Below are 17,178 nucleotides of genomic sequence, written 5' to 3'. Positions count from 1 at the left end.
TCAGCTCAGTCGGCGCGCGCGGCGACCAGCCGGCAGAGCAGCAGCAGCTGCTGGATCTGCCGCTGGTCGGCGACCGAGACGGTGACGGCGCGGCTGGTCGGCCGGCGACCGGAGGGCACGCATGTCCGGTAGCGGCGGGTCTCGACGATGCGCCGGCCGCCGGTGGTGCGCACGACGACGCGCACGGTGTAGCGGCCCTTCGGCAGTCCGGTGAGCCGGATGCGCGCGGTGCGCGTGTTGCGCACGGTGCGCACAAGCTTCCCGTTGACGAACACCTGCGCGACGCGGGCGCGAACGCCGCGCCGCAGGCGGATGTCGAACGAGCGCCGTGACCGGCACGGCGCGGAGCTCGGCAGCTGGACGGGCTTGCGGCGCTGGGCGCGGCAGTCCTCGTAGCCGAGGTCGTACTGGGCGAGGTAGGCGTCCTCGTGCGGGCAGGGGTCCTGGTCCTTGAACGGCCAGACGCCGTCGCGGAACTGCACGACGTGGAAGCCCTTGTAGGCGTCGGGGAACCAGATCTGCCCGAGGTCGGAGCGGATGACCGGCCGCGCGACGGTGGCGTTGGCGAGCAGCGCCCCGGCCCCGGTGCTGACGGTGCCGGGGTTGTAGTACGCGATCTCGCGGGGCTTGGCGGGGTCGCGGATGTCGTAGACGCGCACGCCGGAGCCGAAGCTCGCGCACGCGGTGATCGTCGGGTCGATCACGCGGTCGACCGAGCAGTAGTGGGAGTCGTAGAGGAAGACCTGCGAGCCGATGACCGGGAAGACGTCCCCGGCGGTGAGGCCGTCGACGGTCAGGAACGCGCGGTCGGCGAGGATCTTCGCGCAGTTCTCGGGGAGCATCACCTCGGTCTGCAGGCGGGAGACCTCGCGCGGCCTCGTCTCGTCGGAGAGGTCGACGATGACGGGGTAGCCGAAGTTCGACACGGCCTTCTCCCCGGGGATGCACTGGCTGCCCAGCGACCGGTACTCCCCCCAGTTCAGGAGGTGGGGCCGCCCGTCGTAGGTGAGGGGGATCGTCGACTGCTGGCCGCCGTTGTCGGGCAGGTACAGCTCCCCGATCGGGGTGATCGCCGCGTCGGGCCGGCGCTGCTGCACCTGGCTGGTGTCGGCGATGAGCAGCCGGCCGAGCCCGATGTCGGCGAAGTACCCGCGGGTGCCGTCGGCGCTCGTGGAGCAGCCGTGGATGCCGTACGGGCGCGGCGCCGACAGCTGGCGTGGGTTGCGCGGGTCGGTCAGGTCGATCGGCGTGATCGTGTCCGTGGAGCCCATGTAGTAGACGTTGCCGTCCGCCTGGAAGCAGCCCTCGTGGCCGACCGCGCTGGGCATGACCGTGTCGGCCAGGAGCTTCGGCTTGCGGCAGTCGCCGGAGATGTCGTAGACGGCGAGCTGTCGCGGCGAGGCGGGGTCGTCGAGCCGTCCGACCCCGGAGATCGTGTACCGGTCGGCGACGAGCAGGCCGCGGCCGGGGTGCACGCGCAGCGACTCGCCCGCGTTGCGGAACGGGCCCGCGGTGAGGTAGTCGGTCTGCCGGGGGTTGCGCGGGTCGCTGACGTCGAGCACGACGGTGCCGCCCTCGGCGCTGTAGAGGCCGATCGTGTCCGAGTAGTACGCGCAGTTGCGGTAGGTGTCGAAGTTCGCGAACGCGGTGCCGGGAAAGGCGCCGACCTCGTCGAGGTTGCAGTTGTAGCCGCGCGCCGCCCGGCCGCTGACGCGGTCGGCCACCGGGATCTGCCCCTGCAGGCCGGTCTCGGTGCGGTCCTGCGGCCCGCAGACGGCGGGCGATGCGGCCGCGGCGGGCGGCGTTCCGGTCGCGCCGAGCACGGCGGCGACGACGACGGCGACCAGCGATGCGCGGCGAGCTCCTCGACCCATCCGCCGACGCTACCGGGATCCGGAGCGTCGTGGGCGGGTGCTCAGCGATCGGGGCGGGAGATCGCGTCGCGGATGGCCAGCCAGGACGCGACAAGGTCCTCGGTCATCGCGTCGCGGTCGACCTCCAGGCGCCCGTCGAGCCAGTCGAGCAGCACGTGCGCAGTGCCGCCGACGAGCATCGCCGCGGCCTGGGCGATCCGGGCCTCCGCGGCGTCCCCGAGGATCTCGCGGCCCTCGGCGGTCGCGGCGGCGACGATGCGGTGGATGGTCGTGCTGCGGTGCCCGGCGGCGGTGTCGCCGAGGGGCACGGCGCCGAACAGCACGCGCGCCCGGCGCGGGTCGTCGGTCATGTCGGCGACGAGCGCGTGCACGGCCGAGCGGATGCGGGCGTCGCCGTCGTCGGTGGGGTCGATCGCCCCGATCGCGGTGGCGATCGCGTCGTCGCCGAGGCGGCGGGTGACCGCGGCGAGCAGCTCGTCGAGGTCGGTGAACGACTCGTAGAAGTAGCGCTTGTTCAGCTCGGACGCCTGGCAGACCGCGGCGATCGTGACGCCCTGGCGGCCGTGCTCGGCGACGAGCTCGAAGGCGGCGTCGAGCAGCCGCGCGCGGCGGGCCTGGGCGCGGGAGTCCGCGCTCTGACCGCCGTACACGCGGGGTGTCGGGGGCGGTTCGGGAATCGTCTCCGCGCGGCTCACGTCATCTGGTACCTTAGCGACCCAGATGACGGAACGCCTGCTGACCCGACTCACCGACCAGCCGATCCCCGTCGGCGTCCGCGCCCGCCGCGCCGCCGCCGCGGCCGCCCGGCGCGCGCCCGAGCGCGGTGTCCGCGCGCTCGCGCAGCCGCCCGCCGGCAGCGGCCTGCAGCCCGTGATGGGCGACCCGGGACCGCCCGGCGTCGGCTACACGTTCAACCTCCTGCAGGACACGATCGCCTTCTCGCGCGACCGCTACGCGCGCTACGGCAGCGTCTCCTGGCTGGGCGGCTTCGGCACGCAGGTCGCGCTCGTCCTCGGCCCGTCCGCGATCGAGACCGTGCTCGCCAACCGCGACGGCGCGTTCTCCAGCCAGCAGGGATGGAACTACCTGATCGGCCCGTTCTTCGAGCGCGGCGTGATGCTCATGGACTTCGAGGAGCACCGCCACCACCGGCGCATCATGCAGCAGGCGTTCAAGCGCGACCGGCTGAACGTCTACCAGGAGAACATGACCCCGACGATCGCTCGCGGGGTCGAGCGCCTGCCGGTCGGCCGCGCGTTCCCGCTGCTCCCGGCGATCAAGCAGCTGACCCTCGACATCGCGACCGAGGTCTTCGTCGGCGGGGAGCTCGGCCCGGAGGCCGACCGCGTCAACGAGGCGTTCGTCGAGACCGTCGTCGCCGGTCAGGCCGTCGTCCGCGCCGACGTCCCCGGCGGCCGCTGGCACAAGGGGCTGCGCAGCCGCCGCTACCTCGAGCAGTACTTCCGCGACCAGATCGCCACGAAGCGCGCGAGCAACGGCGACGACCTCTTCAGCGTCCTGTGCCGCGCGGAGAGCGAGGACGGCGAGCGGTTCTCCGACGCCGACATCGTCAACCACATGATCTTCCTCATGATGGCCGCGCACGACACGAGCACGATCACCACGACGATGATGGTCCACTACCTCGGCCAGCACCCCGAGTGGCAGGAGCGGCTGCGCGAGGAGTCCGTCGCGCTCGGCAAGGAGGCGATCGGCTACGACGACCTCGACGCGCTCCCGGCGATGGACCTCGCCTTCCGCGAGACGCTGCGGATGAACGGGCCGGTCGGGATCGTCGCGCGGCGGACGCTGACCGACACCGAGATCGACGGGCGCTTCGTGCCGCAGGGCACGCTCCTGGCGGTCGGCCTGTACCCGAGCCAGCGCATGGAGCCGTGGTGGAGCGACCCGGACCGCTTCGACCCCGAGCGGTTCGCCGAGGGTCGCCGCGAGGACCTCTCTCACAAGTACGCGTGGGCGCCGTTCGGCGGCAACGTCCACAAGTGCATCGGCATGCACTTCGGCGGCATGGAGGTCAAGGCGATCCTCCACCGGCTGCTGCTCACGCGCCGCTGGTCGGTCCCGGCCTCCTACGACCCGGTGATCGACTTCGGCACCGGGCCGTTCCCCGCCGACGGCCTGCCCGTCGAGCTGCGACCGGTCTGACGGCGGTCGACCGGCCCCCGGAACGAGGAAACCCGCCTCGGGGGCGGGTTTCGCGTCGAGTGGAGCTGAGGGGACTCGAACCCCTGGCCTCTGCCATGCGAAGGCAGCGCTCTACCAGCTGAGCTACAGCCCCAGACGGGTCCCGGAAGGTAGCAGGATCGACCGCCCGGACGCCCGCTCGCGGCGCGTCCCCGCGATCGATCCGCGGCGGCGCGCCGATCGGGCGCCCGCCGCCACCGACCGCGCGCCGCTCAGGCCGCTGCGCGAGCGGCCTCGCGCAGGGTGACCGCGACCTCGACGCCCGCGCGCCGGCCGCCGGCGAGCGCGCCGTTGATCGACGCGGTGTCGCGGTGGTCGCCGCACACCCACAGGCGGGAGCGCAACCGCACCGGCCGCTGCTCGGGCTCCAGGGCGCCCGGCTCCTGGCGGGGCTGGGCGTGGGCGATCCGGTCGGTGCGCAGCAGCCGCCAGCCGTCGACCGTGGCGCCGAACCAGCCGCGCAGCTGGTCGCGGACCGCGGTCTCGGTCGTCGCGTCGTCGCCGGGCGCGTCGCCGGGGATGCTCGCGTTGACGAGCGTGCGGCCCGCCGGCGCGTAGCCCGGGGCGACGTCCGACAGCACGGCGACGTTGTTCACCGGCCCGTGCCCGTCCCCGTCGAGGACGAGGATCGGCCGGCCGGCGGTCGGGGAGGCGGGGGCGTCGAACCACAGCGCGGTGGTGCTGACGCTGCCGGGGTCCGGGACCTCGGGCAGCAGCTGCGCCGCGACCGGCCCGGCGGTGGCGACGACCACGGCCGCCGCGTCGACGCGGCCGCCGTCGGCGAGCGTCACGCCGTCCTCGTCGACGTCGGTCACGCGCACGCCCAGCCGCACCGTCCCGGCGGGCAGGCGGCTCGCGAGCTGCTCGGGGATGGCCTGCATGCCCGCGTTCGGGACCGCGGTGCCCCCGGCGAGGAACGACCCGAGGACGAACCGCAGGAACCGCGCGCTCACGTCCAGCCGCGGGTCGAGCGTGATGCCCGCCAGGAACGGCCGCAGGAAGCCGTCGATCAGCGCGTCCGACAGGCCCGCGTCGCGCAGCGCCTGCGCGGTCGTCGTCGTATCGGCCGGTGCGCCCGGAGCGTCGGCGCCGTCGCGGACCGCGCGGTGCGCGTCGCGCAGCAGCCGCGCGAGCGCGAGCGCGTCCCCGGGGGCGGCCAGGCCGCCGCGCAGCGCGCCGAGCGCCTCGAGCGGGTGGCGGCGCGGATCCCCGACGACGACCTGGCGGCCGCCGCGCTGCACGAGCGCCCCGGCGTGGAACTCGCGCAGGTCCAGCGCGTCGAGGTCGAGCTGCGCGCGCGCCTGCGGGTAGCCGGTCAGGAGGACCTGGAAGCCGCGGTCCAGGCGGAAGCCCTCGACGACGTCCGTTCGCACGCGCCCGCCGACGCCGTCGTCGGCCTCCAGCACGGTGACGGGGACGCCGCGCTCGTGCAGCGCGCGGGCGCACGCGAGACCGGCGAGGCCGGCTCCGACGACGACGACGGGACGGGACGGGGAAGAGCTCACGACAAGGGGTACGCGCCAGGACCGGCGCGGGCCTACGCGATCGCGCGCAGCGTCGCGGCGGTCGCCGCGGCGACCAGCACGACCACGAGGAACGGCGCCCGCCGCCAGACCAGCAGCGCCGCCACGCCCAGGGCGGGCACGCGCGCGTCGAGCACCAGTCGCTCGCCGCCGTCGACCGTCTGCACGAGGATCAGCGCGCCGAGCAGCGCGACCGGCACGAGCCCCAGGGCCGCCTCGACGTCCGGTCGTAGCGTGCGGCCGCCCAGCACGAGCGGCCCGGCCGCCTTCATCGCCCAGGCCGCGGCGGCCAGCAGCAGCAGCGCGGTCCAGCTCACGCGGCGTCCGCGGGGTCGTCGGTCGGCGCGGCCGCGCGCAGCGCCCGCAGCCCCGGCAGCACGCCGAGCACCGCGGCGAGGATCGGCAGCCCCGCCGGCGCGACGGGCACGAGCGCGACCGCGACCGCCGCGCCGACGCCCGCCGCCGTCCGCGTGGCACGGTCGCGCAGCTGCGGCCACAGCAGCGCGAGGAACGCGGCCGGGAACATCGCGTCGAGCCCGAGCGCACGCGGGTCGCCGATCCCCTCGCCCGCCAGCGCCCCGGCGAGCGACCCGGCGTTCCAGCAGACGAACACGCTCAGGCCGGTGAGCAGGAACGCGCGGTGCGCCCCGTGCGGGTCGGCCTGGGCCCGGGCCATCGCGGTCGACTCGTCGATCACGAGCTGCGCCTCGACGCCCCGCCGCAGCCGGCCGCCGCGCAGCACCGGCGCGAGCGCGAGCCCGTACAGCCCGTTGCGGGCGGCGAGCAGCAGCGCCGGGGCCAGGGCGGCCGCCGCGCTGCCGCCCGCGCCGAGCACCCCGATCACCGCGAACTGCGACGCCCCGGTGAAGACGAGCGCCGACATCGCGCAGGTCTGCGCGACCGACAGTCCCGCCGCCACGGCCAGCACCCCGTAGGAGACGGCGTACGCGCCGGTCGCGAGGCCGATCGCGAGCGCGGCGCGCAGGACGGGGTCGGGTCGGCGCACCCGCGCATTCAAGCGCGTCCCCCGACACCCCGCACACCGGTGCGAGCCGCGCCGGTAGCGTCGGTCCATGCCCGAGCTGTCCTACGCCCACGGCGCGTCCGCGACCCCGCTGCTGCGCGACACCATCGGCGGCCTGCTGAGGCGCGTCGCCGCCGAGCATCCCGACCGGGAGGCGGTGGTCTCCTGCGAGCAGGGCGTGCGGCTCACCTACGCGCAGCTCGACGCCGCGGTGGACGCGGTGGCGTGCGGGCTGCTCGCACGCGGGATCGCGGCGGGCGACCGCGTCGGCGTGTGGGCGCCCAACCGGCTGGAGTGGATGCTCGTCCAGTACGCCACCGCGAAGGTCGGCGCGATCCTCGTGAACGTCAACCCCGCCTACCGTACGCACGAGCTGACGTACGCGCTGAACCAGTCCGGGATCCGCCTGCTGTTCAGCGCGCCCGACTTCAAGACGAGCGACTACCGGGCGATGGTCGCCGAGGTCCGCGCCGACACCCCCGCCGTGGAGGACGTCGTGTTCTTCGGCGACGACGACTGGGCAGCGCTGGCCGCCACGCCCGTTGACGCGGAGGCGCTCGCGCAGCGGCTCGCCGGGCTCGACCCCGACGACCCGATCAACATCCAGTACACGAGCGGCACGACCGGCAACCCGAAGGGCGCGACGCTCTCCCACCACAACATCCTCAACAACGGCTTCTTCGTCGGCGAGCTGTGCTCCTACACGCACGCGGACCGGATCGCCGTCCCGGTGCCCTTCTACCACTGCTTCGGCATGGTCATGGGCAACCTCGCCGCGCTGAGCCACGGCGCCTGCGTCGTGATCCCGGCCGCGGGCTTCGACCCGACCGCGACGCTGCGCGCGGTGGCGCAGGAGCGGTGCACGTCGCTCTACGGCGTCCCGACGATGTTCATCGCGATGCTCGCCGACCCGACGTTCCCCGAGCACGACCTGACGTCGCTGCGAACGGGCATCATGGCCGGGTCGCCCTGCCCGACCGAGGTGATGCGCCGGGTCGTGGACGAGATGCACATGGAGGAGGTCTCGATCGCCTACGGCATGACCGAGACGTCCCCGGTCTCGACCCAGACCCGCCGCGACGATCCGCTGGAGCGCCGGGTCGGCTCGATCGGCCGGGTCGGTCCGCACGTCGAGGTCAAGATCGTCGACCCGCTCACCGGCCTCACCGTCCCGCGCGGGCAGACCGGCGAGTTCTGCACGCGCGGGTACTCGGTCATGCGCGGCTACTGGAACGACCCCGAGAAGACCGCGGAGGCCAAGGACGACGCCGGCTGGATGCACACCGGGGACCTCGCGACGATGGACGACGAGGGCTACCTGAACATCGTCGGCCGCTCCAAGGACATGGTCATCCGGGGCGGGGAGAACGTGTACCCGCGCGAGGTCGAGGAGTTCCTGTACACGCACCCGGACGTCCTCGACGCCCAGGTCGTCGGCGTGCCCGACGCCCGCTACGGCGAGGAGCTGTGCGCCTGGCTGCAGCTGCGCGACGGCGCCCCCGCGCTCGACGCGGACGCCCTGCGCGCGTTCTGCACCGGCAGGCTCGCGCACTACAAGATCCCCCGCTACGTGCTGGTCGTCGACGCGTTCCCGATGACCGTCACCGGCAAGGTCCGCAAGAACGTCATGCGCGAGGAGTCGGTCGCGCGGCTCGGGCTGCGGGCGGCGGCCGCGACCGCCTGACCCGGGCCGGGTCCGGCGCGACAGCGGTCGAAGATACGTCAGCTGGACGACGTTCCGGACGGGCCCGCCGTCCACCATGACCGGTCGGCGGACGCATGAGGCGTGCCGCCCGGTCCCGGGAGCTCTCCAGTCGCATGCCACGCCCGCTCGCCCTCGCGGCACTCGCCGCGTCCCTCGCGCTCGCCGTCGCGGCGCCGTCCGCGGTCGCGTACCCGTTCGCCGGCTCGACGTCCGCGGTCGCGCCGACCGCGGGGAAGACCGTTCGGGCCGTCGCGGCCGGGTTCCTGGACGCCGGCGACGTGCGCGACGTCGCGACGGTCGCCGACGACCGGCTGGAGCTCGCCCGTGGGCTCGGGGACGCGGGCGACGACGGCGACCTCGACTACGCGTCCCTGCTGTCGGTCCCGGCGCCGTCGGCGGTCGACGTTGTCGTGCGCGACCTCGACCGTGACGGCCGCGACGACGTCGTGTGGGTCGACAGCGCCGGCCTGCACGCCCTGCTGCGGACCGCGACCGGGGCCGGCAGCACCGGTGCCGGGTTCGACCGGGTCGACGTCGCGACCCCCGAGTGGGCGCTGCGTCTCGCCGTCGCCGACTTCGTGCCGGGCGGGGGCCTCGACATCGCCACGGCACCGCAGAGCGGCTCCGCGGTCCGGCTCTACGCCGGCGGGACGGACGGCTCGATCACCCCGTACGCGAGCACCACCGTTCCCGACGTCACGATCGGCTCGATCGCGCCCGCGAACCTCGACGGCTCCGGCGCTCCCGAGATCGCCTTCGGTGCCGTGCGGGTCGTCTGCGGCTCCGGCGGGGGCGTCTGCCGCGCCCAGACGCAGCCGGGCGGGCTGCGCGTGCAGGACGGTGCGCTCGTGCCGTACGACACGGCGCGGCCGCGCACGGCCTACAGCGCGTCGCTGGTCCCGGTCCCGGGAGCCGCAGGGGTCGACGACCTGCTCCTCCTGACGGGCGCGCCGTCGGTCGGCGTGGGGATCCAGCGGATCGCCAACGACGGCCAGGGCGTGCTCTCCTCCGCCGGCCGCGGGGTCACCTTCGACGCCACGCCCTATCCGGGGACCGCGCTGAACGTCGCCGACCTCGACGGCGACGGCGCGCTCGACGGCGCCGCGCTGATCGACGGGAGCGTCCGCGTCGCCCGGGCGTCGGGCACGGTCGACACGTTCCCGGCCCGGCAGCCCAACGCGCTGGCGCTCGCCGACATGGACGGCGACGGGCTCCTGGACCTCGTCAGCGGGGACGACGACGGGGTCACCGTCCGGGTCCATGCCGCATCCGGGCTGCTGACGGCGACGCCGGCCGCGCTGGACCTCGGGTCCCGGGTGGTCGCGGACGGTCCGTCCGCCGCGCAGTCGACGACGGTCAGGAACACCGGGACCGGCCCGGCGAAGCTCTCCTCGGCGCCGACGCTGACCGGTGCGGCGCCGGATCGCTTCGAGCTGCTGACCGGTCAGGCCGGCGACTGCGCCGCAGGACTGGTGCTGGCCCCGGACGACACGTGCACCGTGCGGGTGCGGTTCGTCCCGCAGGAGACGGGTGCGCGGTCGGCCGCGATCCGGGTCGCGAGCAACGCCCCGCCGCTGAGCGTCCCGCTCTCCGCGGTCGGGACGGAGCGCCGGCTGCGCTACGCGATCTTCGAGCAGGAGCGGTACCGCTTCGGGGAGCAGCAGGTCGACGACGGCGCGACCGACTACGGGGACTTCCTGAGGATCGAGAACGTCGGCAGCGCACCGGTCACCTACGACGCGACGAGCCTCCGCGGGCCGGACGCCGAGGACTTCGTCCTGGAGCCCCCGGCCGACGGGGACTGCACGCACGACCTCGTGCTCGCGGTCGGCGCGAGCTGCTCGGTGCGGTTCGCGTTCGACCCGACGAGCCCGGGGGACAAGGCCGCGACGCTCGCCTTCACGAGCGACGCCCCGGAGCGGACCGTGACGCTCGCGGGCACCGGGGTGCGCCGCGGCGCCACCCTGACCCCGCCGGTCCTCGACTTCGGGGACGCGCTCCCGGACGGGCGGCCGGGCATCGCGCTCACCGCCGTCCTGCGGAACACCGGGACCAGCGAGCTCGACGTCCGGCTCCGCGACGCCTCGGGCGAGCTCGCGCCGGACGAGCTCGGTCCGTTCACGCGCGACCGCACCGTCGAGGACGACTGCGGCGCCGTCCTGCCGCCGGGCACGAGCTGCCGGCTGCACTACACGTTCGTCCCCGGCGGGCTCGGCCGGCGGTCCGTCCCGCTCACCGTCGACGTCGACGGACGGAAGCTCGAGCTCGGGCTCGAGCTGCGCGGTCGCGGCGTCGAGACGCTGCCGACGCCGGTCGCGGAGCCGACCCCGGACGCCCCGGTCACCGCGACCACGCCGCCGGCCCCCGGGCCCACCGTGACGCCGGGCCCCGCCGCCGCACCGCCGACGACCACCGGGCCCGCGCGGATCCGGACGTCCGGGACCGCGAGCCTTCGCGGGCGCCGTCTGCGCACGCCGTTCCTCGTCAGCTGTCCGGCCGGTGCGCGCCGGGCGTGCGCGGTCACGGGGACGGCCACGGCGGTGCGGGGACGCACGACGCTCGCCCGCGGTCGCACGGCCGTGCCCGCGGGACGGACCGCGCGGGTCACGCTGACGCTCACGACCGCGGGCCGGCGGCAGCTGCGGCGCGCCCGGCGGCCGACCGTGACGCTGCGCCTGCAGGTCGTCGGGCCCGACGGCGTGCGCCGGACGGCGACGAGGCGCGTGACGGTCCGCCGCTGACCCGCGGGGCCCTAGGCTGATCGCATGACCGCGATCGGGCTCGCCGTGACCCCCACGACCCTCGGGCTGGCCGCCGACGGCCGCTCGGCGGTGCAGGGCGACCGCACGGTGAAGGTGCTGCCGGTCCTCGACCGGTTCGCGGTCGCGTTCGGCGGCCGCGACCACCTGCCCGACCACGACCGCTTCAGCTTCGACGACGACGGCCGCGTCGTCGCCGACCGGCTCGAGCCGGACCTCGACCCGGAGCTGCTGCCCGACTGGACGCGCCGCGGGATCGTCACCAACGCGGAGCGCGTCCGCTTCTGGGAGCGCGAGCTGACGACGCCCCCCACCGACCCGGAGCAGCTGACCGAGCAGCTCTGCGCGCTCGTCGCGCCGTCGCTGGTGCGCGCCGCGTTCGCCGCCGCCCCCGACGCGGACGAGGAGACGCTCGGCCGCGACTGGTCGGTGCGCGTGTACGTCGCCGGCTGGAGTCCCGCGCGCGCCCGCGGGGAGATCTGGCAGGGCGCGGTGCGCTGCGGCCGCCCGCCGCAGGAGCCCGAGGCGATCGGCGCGTTCCTCGGGTCGCGGCAGCTCGTCACCAGCGAGGAGCGCCACGCCGGGCTCGTCGAGGACTGGGACTCCGCCGCCGACCCGGGCCTGCTGGACGGGCTCGACGGGTTCACCGCGCCGCGTGCCGCGCGCGAGCTCGTCGACCGCGCCGTCCGGGCGCAGGAGGCGCGCGGGGCGGTGGTGTCGGGGGGCCGCGTGCTGACCGTCGCGGTCGCTCGTGACGCCTCGGCCTACGTCGACGGGTAGCCCGGACGGACGGACAGCGGCTGGACGCCGCCCCCGGCGCGGGTACGCTGGCGCTGTCCCATGCCCACGTCCCGCCTCCTCAGCTTCCTGCGCAGCTTTCGCGGGCGGCTGACGTTCTTCTTCGTCGCGATCGTCATCGTGCCGATGATCTCGCTGAGCGTGATCGTCTTCCGGCTGCTCGACGACAACGAGTCGGCCAAGGCGGACGCGCGGCTGGCGGCCCGGCAGGAGGCGGCGATCAACCTCCAGGAGCGGGCGCGCAACGACGCCGACCGTGCCGCGGTCGAGGTCTCCCAGGACGTGCTGCTGGCGACCGCGTTGCGCGCCGGGGACGCCGCCGCGGCGCGGCGGCGCGCGGCGACGCTCGTGGGCGAGCTCGAGCTCAAGCGGCTGGTGATCCGGCGTCCGGCGGGCACGTTCGTCGACGTCGGGTCGCGTGACGCGGTCTTCCCCGCGGTCCGGGAGCTGCGCGACGACGGCGGCCGCTCGTTCGGCTCGCTGCTCGTCTCGACCACAGGCCCGCGCTCCTACGCGACGCTCGTGAAGGAGGCCACGGATCTCGACGTCGTCGTGTCGCGCCCGCGCGGGGCGCCGATCGACACGCTCGCCGACGTGCAGCCCGGCGTGCTGCCGACGGTCCCGTCGGTCGTCGAGCTCGGCGGCATCTCCTACCGCAGCGCGAGCTTCACCGCGCCCGCGTTCGACGGCGGCCGCACCCGCATCACCGTGCTCGCCGACGAGGCGCGCACGACGAACGACCGGCAGTCCTCGCGCGGCTTCGCGATCGGTCTCCTGGCCGGGTTCTTCGTGCTCGCGTTCCTCTGTGCGTTGATCGTCGCGCGCGCCCTGCAGCGGCAGATCGCGGAGTTCCTCGCGGCCGCCCGGCGGATCGGCGAGGGGGACTTCGGGATCGTCGTGCCGACCGTCGGCCGCGACGAGTTCGCCGCGCTGGGCACCGAGTTCAACGCGATGAGCCGGCAGCTGCAGGAGAAGGTCGAGGCGCTGCAGCGTGAGGAGGTCCGCCTGACGAGCGCGATGCGGACGATCGGCGACACCGCCGCGTCGAACCTCGACCGCGAGGCGCTGCTGGACATCTTCGTCCGCACCGCGGTGGAGGGCGTCGCCGGGCCCGGCGGGGCCGCCCGCGCGACGCTGCGCCCCGACGAGGGCGGCGAGTTCCGCCAGCTCGCCGTCGGTGGTGACCCCGCGGGCCTGGAGGACATCATCCGGCTGGGGGAGTCCGACGTCCTCGCCACCGGTCGCCCGGCGACGGTGTCCAGCGGCGACCTGCACGCGCTCGCCCACCCGCTGCGCACCGCCCCGGACCAGAGCCCGGACGGCCCGCCGCGCGTCACCGGGATCATGGCCGTGGCGCGGCGTGGGGTCCCGTTCGACGACAAGGACCGCGAGCTCTTCCACTACCTGGCCGGGCAGGCGGGCGTGTCGGTCGAGAACGTGGGCCTGCACGAGACGGTCGAGCGGCAGGCGGTCACCGACGAGCTGACGACGCTGTCCAACCGCCGGCGCTTCCAGGAGGCGCTGGCGACCGAGGTGGAGCGCTCCAAGCGCTTCGACCAGCCGGTCGGGCTCGTGCTGCTGGACATCGACGACTTCAAGCGCGTCAACGACACGCACGGCCACCAGCTGGGCGACGAGGTCCTGCGCGAGGTGGCGCGCGTGCTCAAGGCGACCGCGCGCGAGATCGACGAGCCCGCCCGCTACGGCGGCGAGGAGCTCGCGATCGTGCTGCCCGGCACCGACCTGGAGGGCGCGTACAACCTCGCCGAGCGGCTGCGGCAGGGGATCGAGGAGCTCGAGCTGCCGCTCCCCGAGGACGGCACGACGCTGCGGATCACCGCGAGCTTCGGTGCGGCGGAGGTGCCGGGGACCGCGGACGACGTGCGGGCCCTGATCGCCGCCGCCGACGAGGCGCTCTACGCCGCCAAGCACAGCGGCAAGAACCGGACCGAGCGCGCGCAGCGCATCGGCTGACCGGCGACGGCGCTAGGGTAGTCACCGGTATGGGATTGCTCGACGACGCCATCCGCGAGCACCTCGAGCTCAAGCGCCGCAGCGGGGAGGACGCCCGCAAGCTGGCGCAGCTCGAGCACGAGGCCTTCGGGCCGATCCGCCGCGGTGATCCAGCGATCGACCTGCAGCCGCCCGGTGCGGCCGCGGCCGCCGAGGACGCCCCCGTAGCGGACCGCGAGGCGTCCGACGCGGGCCTGTTCGCCGATGAGCCGGTCGCGCGCGAGGTCGCGCCGCCCGCCGAGCGCCCGCGCGCGACGCCGGAGCCCGTGGCCGAGCCGCCGGCACCCGCGTACGAACCGCCCGCGCCCGCCGACGAGGCGCCGCCGGTCGCGCGCGAGCCCGAGCCGCCGCGCCCCGAGCCCGCCTACGAGCCCGTCGCGCCGACCGCGCCGGAGCCCGCTGCGGCCGCCCCGGCGGCCGACCAGCCGACGCAGGCGTTCTCGCTCGACGACCTCGAGGCGATGGGCGGTGCCCCGGCCCCGCCGGCCGCCCCGCCCGCGGATCCGCCGGCCCGCGCGCCGGAGCCCGCGCCGCTGGCGCCGCGCGACGTCGTCCCGGCCGACGAGGAGCCCGGCGAGCACGACGTGCTCGAGGACACCCCGGAGTTCCTCGAGGAGACGCCGGAGCACGACCGGCTCTGGTTCGAGCAGAAGCCGCCGCGCGACTTCGAGTTCTGAGTCGCGACCCGCGCCGGTGGACGGCACCGGGGCGCGTCGGACGAACGTCCATCCCCGTTCAGCGGACCGGTCGCCGCGCCGATGACCGGAGGGACGCACACACCACGCGAGCCGGTCGTTGGGGAACCGCCGGCCCGCAGCTGGTCCAGCCGCCCGCGCCACGCCGCGCGGGCGCGAAGGGATCTTCGGGGCGTTCGGGTCGGAACCCCCGGACGCCCCGCCCTTTCCCACCCGCGCACTAGGATCCGCGCATGCGCTGGAGCCCCGGAAAGCGGAGCGGGAATCTCCGTGACCGCCGCGCCTCCACCGGCGGGGGCGGCATCCCGCTGCCGGGCAAGCTCGGCGGCGGCCTCGGCACCATCATCGTGATCATCGTCGCGCTGCTCGTCGGCACCGGCGGCGACGGCGGCAGCACCGGGACGGGCGGCGGAGCGCTCGGCGAGATCCTCGAGCAGCTCGGCGGCCCGACGGTCCCGGCCGCCACCGACGACGCGCTCGACGCCGACGCCCCGGACCCGGAGAGGCGACAGGTCGACTTCGTGAGCTTCGTCCTGGACGACGTGCAGGGCGTCTGGCGCGAGCAGTTCCGGCGCTCCGGCGAGCAGTACCGCGACGCGACCCTGGAGCTGTTCCGCGGCCGCACGTCGACCGCGTGCGGGACGGGCACCTCCGACACCGGCCCGTTCTACTGCCCGCCCGACCAGGGCGTGTACATCGACCTCGGGTTCTTCCGCGAGCTGTCGGACCGCTTCGGCGCGCCCGGCGACTTCGCGCAGGCCTACGTGATCGCCCACGAGATCGGCCACCACGTGCAGAACCTGCTCGGCATCGACGAGCAGGTCCGCGCCCGCAGCGAGCGCGAGCCCGACCGGGAGAACGACCTGTCGATCCGCCAGGAGCTGCAGGCCGACTGCTTCGCCGGCGTCTGGGGCCACGCCGCCTACACGCGGGAGCTGCTCGAGTCCGGGGACCTGGAGGAGGGGCTCTCGGCCGCCGAGAGCGTCGGCGACGATCGCATCCAGGAGGCCGCCGGGGCGGACGTGAACCCGGAGACCTGGACGCACGGCTCGGCCGCCCAGCGCCAGACGTGGTTCCGGCGCGGCTACGACAGCGGCGATCCCGAGCGCTGCGACACCTTCTCCGCCGACCTCTAGGGTTCCGCTCGACCGCACGGCCACGATCGACCGACGGGCCTGGACCCCGGGGCCAAAGCCCGGGACCGGACCCGCTGCGACAGTCTTCCCACCCGCATGCCCGACGGCTCCTCCTCCACCACCGCCACGAACGGCACCGGACCGAAGACCGCGATCGTCCTCCCGGGCGGCGGCGCGCGCGGCGCCTACGAGGCGGGCGCGCTCAGCGTGCTGCTCCCGGAGCTCGAGCGGCGCGGCGAGCGCGTCGACATCGTCTGCGGCACCTCGGTCGGCGCGATCAACGCGGCGCTGCTGGGGTCCCTGGCGGACCGCGGCGCCGACGAGATCGCGGAGATCGCCCTGTCGCGCTGGCGCGATATGCGCAAGTCCGACGTCATCAAGCCGGTCTTCGGGCCGGGCCTGCCGCTCGTCGCCGCGCGCTTCCTCGGCGAGCTGCTCGAGGTCCCGGGCGTCCGGCTCGCCTCGGTGCTCGACCCGTCGCCGCTGCAGCGCAGTCTCGCGCAGTGGATCGACTGGCTGGCGCTGCACCGCAACGTCAAGCACGGCCTGATCGACGCGGTCTGCGTCGTCGCGACCGCGCTCACCCGCAGCCAGCCGGTCGCGTTCGTGGAGACGAAGGGGCGGCTGCCGCGCCAGTCGGCCAGCGACGACCTGCGCTACGTGCGCGTCCCCTCGATGTCCCCGGAGCACGTGCGCGCCTCGGCGGCCATCCCGGTGCTGTTCCCGCCCGTGGAGGTCACGGTCCCGAAGGCGGCGGCGGACTTCTACATCGACGGCGGCACGCGGCAGAACTCCCCGATCGCGCCGGCGCTCGCGCTCGGCGCGGACCGCGTGGTGATCATCGGCTTCGAGCCGTTCGCGCCGCGCGCGCAGCCGCCGGAGAAGCCCCCGATCCCGCGGATGGCGGACGTGGCGGCGAACATCGTCGACGGGCTCCTGGTCGACCAGGTCTCCGACGACCTCCAGCGGATGGTGTCGATCAACTCGTTCTTCGTGGAGGGCGCGGCGGCCGGGTCGAGCACGTCACGGTCCGCGCGCGCCTACCGCACCGCGCGGGGCCGGCTGCCCTACCGCAAGATCTCCTACGCGCTGGTGGCGCCGGAGCGGCGCGGCGAGATGGGGCTGATCGCCGACCGCGTGTTCCGCGAGCGCTACTCGGGCCTGCGCGGGCTGCGCGACATCGACTACCCGCTGATGTCCCGGCTGCTCGGCGGGGACCGCACGCGCGCCCGTGGCGAGCTGCTGTCGTTCCTGCTGTTCGACGAGCTGTTCGTCGAGGAGCTGCTCGCCGCCGGGGCCGCGGACGCCCAGCGCTGGCTCGATCGCCACCCGCGCTTTTGGTGCTCGGACGCCGCGCACGACTTCCACGTCGACCAGGTCGAGACGCAGGCCGCCCGGGAGCAGCTCGCCATCGACGAGTGGCGGTCGTTGCGGCGGCGCTAGACT

General features: G+C 75.1%; 13 protein-coding genes and 1 tRNA gene. 8 read left to right on the top strand and 6 right to left on the bottom strand.

Annotated features, from left to right (window positions below; genetic code table 11):
- Positions 1 to 5 precede the first annotated feature (5 nt).
- Positions 6 to 1,874 (bottom strand): LVIVD repeat-containing protein, encoded by a 1,869-nt coding sequence (locus GKE82_RS13850; protein WP_154733697.1) that lies wholly within the window; start codon positions 1,872 to 1,874, stop codon positions 6 to 8.
- A gap of 41 nt (positions 1,875 to 1,915) precedes the next feature.
- A complete protein-coding gene (locus tag GKE82_RS13845) occupies positions 1,916 to 2,569 on the bottom strand; it encodes a TetR/AcrR family transcriptional regulator (protein WP_154733696.1) in 654 nt (217 codons plus the stop codon).
- Between the two features lie 25 nt (positions 2,570 to 2,594).
- On the opposite strand from GKE82_RS13845, the gene GKE82_RS13840 reads away from it, so the two are divergent.
- On the top strand, positions 2,595 to 4,040 hold the full coding sequence (locus tag GKE82_RS13840; RefSeq protein ID WP_154733695.1) for a cytochrome P450: 1,446 nt from the start codon (positions 2,595 to 2,597) through the stop codon (positions 4,038 to 4,040).
- Between the two features lie 60 nt (positions 4,041 to 4,100).
- On the opposite strand, the gene GKE82_RS13835 is transcribed toward GKE82_RS13840, so the two are convergent.
- The 4 genes from GKE82_RS13835 to GKE82_RS28540 all read right to left on the bottom strand — a co-directional run bounded on the left by GKE82_RS13835 (position 4,101) and on the right by GKE82_RS28540 (position 6,608).
- Positions 4,101 to 4,173 (bottom strand) — tRNA-Ala (locus tag GKE82_RS13835).
- Between the two features lie 118 nt (positions 4,174 to 4,291).
- The gene (locus tag GKE82_RS13830; RefSeq protein ID WP_309233602.1) at positions 4,292 to 5,584 is read right to left on the bottom strand and encodes an NAD(P)/FAD-dependent oxidoreductase; all 1,293 of its coding nucleotides are present in this window, start codon (positions 5,582 to 5,584) and stop codon (positions 4,292 to 4,294) included.
- Between the two features lie 32 nt (positions 5,585 to 5,616).
- Positions 5,617 to 5,919, bottom strand: a complete 303-nt coding sequence (locus tag GKE82_RS28545; protein ID WP_199223859.1) for an AzlD domain-containing protein — start codon at positions 5,917 to 5,919, stop codon at positions 5,617 to 5,619.
- The gene (locus GKE82_RS28540) at positions 5,916 to 6,608 is read right to left on the bottom strand and encodes an AzlC family ABC transporter permease (RefSeq protein ID WP_309233601.1); all 693 of its coding nucleotides are present in this window, start codon (positions 6,606 to 6,608) and stop codon (positions 5,916 to 5,918) included. Before GKE82_RS28540 ends, GKE82_RS28545 begins: the two co-directional genes overlap by 4 nt.
- A gap of 67 nt (positions 6,609 to 6,675) precedes the next feature.
- On the opposite strand from GKE82_RS28540, the gene GKE82_RS13815 reads away from it, so the two are divergent.
- From GKE82_RS13815 to GKE82_RS13785, 7 genes are all read left to right on the top strand, one after another.
- Positions 6,676 to 8,310, top strand: coding sequence for an AMP-binding protein (locus GKE82_RS13815; protein ID WP_107567462.1), 1,635 nt, complete (start codon positions 6,676 to 6,678; stop codon positions 8,308 to 8,310).
- A 134-nt stretch (positions 8,311 to 8,444) separates the two neighbouring features.
- The gene (locus GKE82_RS13810) at positions 8,445 to 11,072 is read left to right on the top strand and encodes a choice-of-anchor D domain-containing protein (RefSeq protein ID WP_154733693.1); all 2,628 of its coding nucleotides are present in this window, start codon (positions 8,445 to 8,447) and stop codon (positions 11,070 to 11,072) included.
- A 24-nt stretch (positions 11,073 to 11,096) separates the two neighbouring features.
- Positions 11,097 to 11,870 carry a hypothetical protein gene (locus GKE82_RS13805; RefSeq protein ID WP_154733692.1) on the top strand — a complete coding sequence of 258 codons (774 nt, stop codon included), beginning with the start codon at positions 11,097 to 11,099 and terminating at the stop codon, positions 11,868 to 11,870.
- 60 nt (positions 11,871 to 11,930) lie between these two features.
- Positions 11,931 to 13,862, top strand: coding sequence for a diguanylate cyclase (locus GKE82_RS13800; RefSeq protein WP_107567459.1), 1,932 nt, complete (start codon positions 11,931 to 11,933; stop codon positions 13,860 to 13,862).
- A gap of 29 nt (positions 13,863 to 13,891) precedes the next feature.
- Complete coding sequence (locus GKE82_RS13795) at positions 13,892 to 14,578, top strand: hypothetical protein (protein ID WP_154733691.1); 687 nt, start codon at positions 13,892 to 13,894, stop codon at positions 14,576 to 14,578.
- A 251-nt stretch (positions 14,579 to 14,829) separates the two neighbouring features.
- Positions 14,830 to 15,732 (top strand): neutral zinc metallopeptidase, encoded by a 903-nt coding sequence (locus tag GKE82_RS13790; protein WP_154733690.1) that lies wholly within the window; start codon positions 14,830 to 14,832, stop codon positions 15,730 to 15,732.
- Positions 15,733 to 15,828: 96 nt separating this feature from the next.
- Positions 15,829 to 17,175, top strand: a complete 1,347-nt coding sequence (locus tag GKE82_RS13785; protein WP_107567456.1) for a patatin-like phospholipase family protein — start codon at positions 15,829 to 15,831, stop codon at positions 17,173 to 17,175.
- The last annotated feature ends 3 nt before the right edge of the window (positions 17,176 to 17,178 follow it).

Origin of the sequence: Conexibacter sp. W3-3-2, assembly GCF_009707605.1 — a bacterium.
Classification (GTDB): Bacteria; Actinomycetota; Thermoleophilia; order Solirubrobacterales; family Solirubrobacteraceae; genus Paraconexibacter; species Paraconexibacter algicola.
Note: the sequence above shows the minus strand (reverse complement) of the source record. Positions and strands in the feature narration are given on the sequence as shown.

Excerpts from the sequence above, each read along its gene's own strand:
- GKE82_RS13850 (WP_154733697.1), bottom strand. The coding sequence starts at position 1,874 with ATGGGTCGAGGAGCTCGCCGCGCATCGCTGGTCGCCGTCGTCGTCGCC.
- GKE82_RS13840 (WP_154733695.1), top strand. The coding sequence starts at position 2,595 with ATGACGGAACGCCTGCTGACCCGACTCACCGACCAGCCGATCCCCGTC.
- GKE82_RS13815 (WP_107567462.1), top strand. The coding sequence starts at position 6,676 with ATGCCCGAGCTGTCCTACGCCCACGGCGCGTCCGCGACCCCGCTGCTG.
- GKE82_RS13810 (WP_154733693.1), top strand. The coding sequence starts at position 8,445 with ATGCCACGCCCGCTCGCCCTCGCGGCACTCGCCGCGTCCCTCGCGCTC.
- GKE82_RS13805 (WP_154733692.1), top strand. The coding sequence starts at position 11,097 with ATGACCGCGATCGGGCTCGCCGTGACCCCCACGACCCTCGGGCTGGCC.
- GKE82_RS13800 (WP_107567459.1), top strand. The coding sequence starts at position 11,931 with ATGCCCACGTCCCGCCTCCTCAGCTTCCTGCGCAGCTTTCGCGGGCGG.
- GKE82_RS13795 (WP_154733691.1), top strand. The coding sequence starts at position 13,892 with ATGGGATTGCTCGACGACGCCATCCGCGAGCACCTCGAGCTCAAGCGC.
- GKE82_RS13790 (WP_154733690.1), top strand. The coding sequence starts at position 14,830 with ATGCGCTGGAGCCCCGGAAAGCGGAGCGGGAATCTCCGTGACCGCCGC.
- GKE82_RS13785 (WP_107567456.1), top strand. The coding sequence starts at position 15,829 with ATGCCCGACGGCTCCTCCTCCACCACCGCCACGAACGGCACCGGACCG.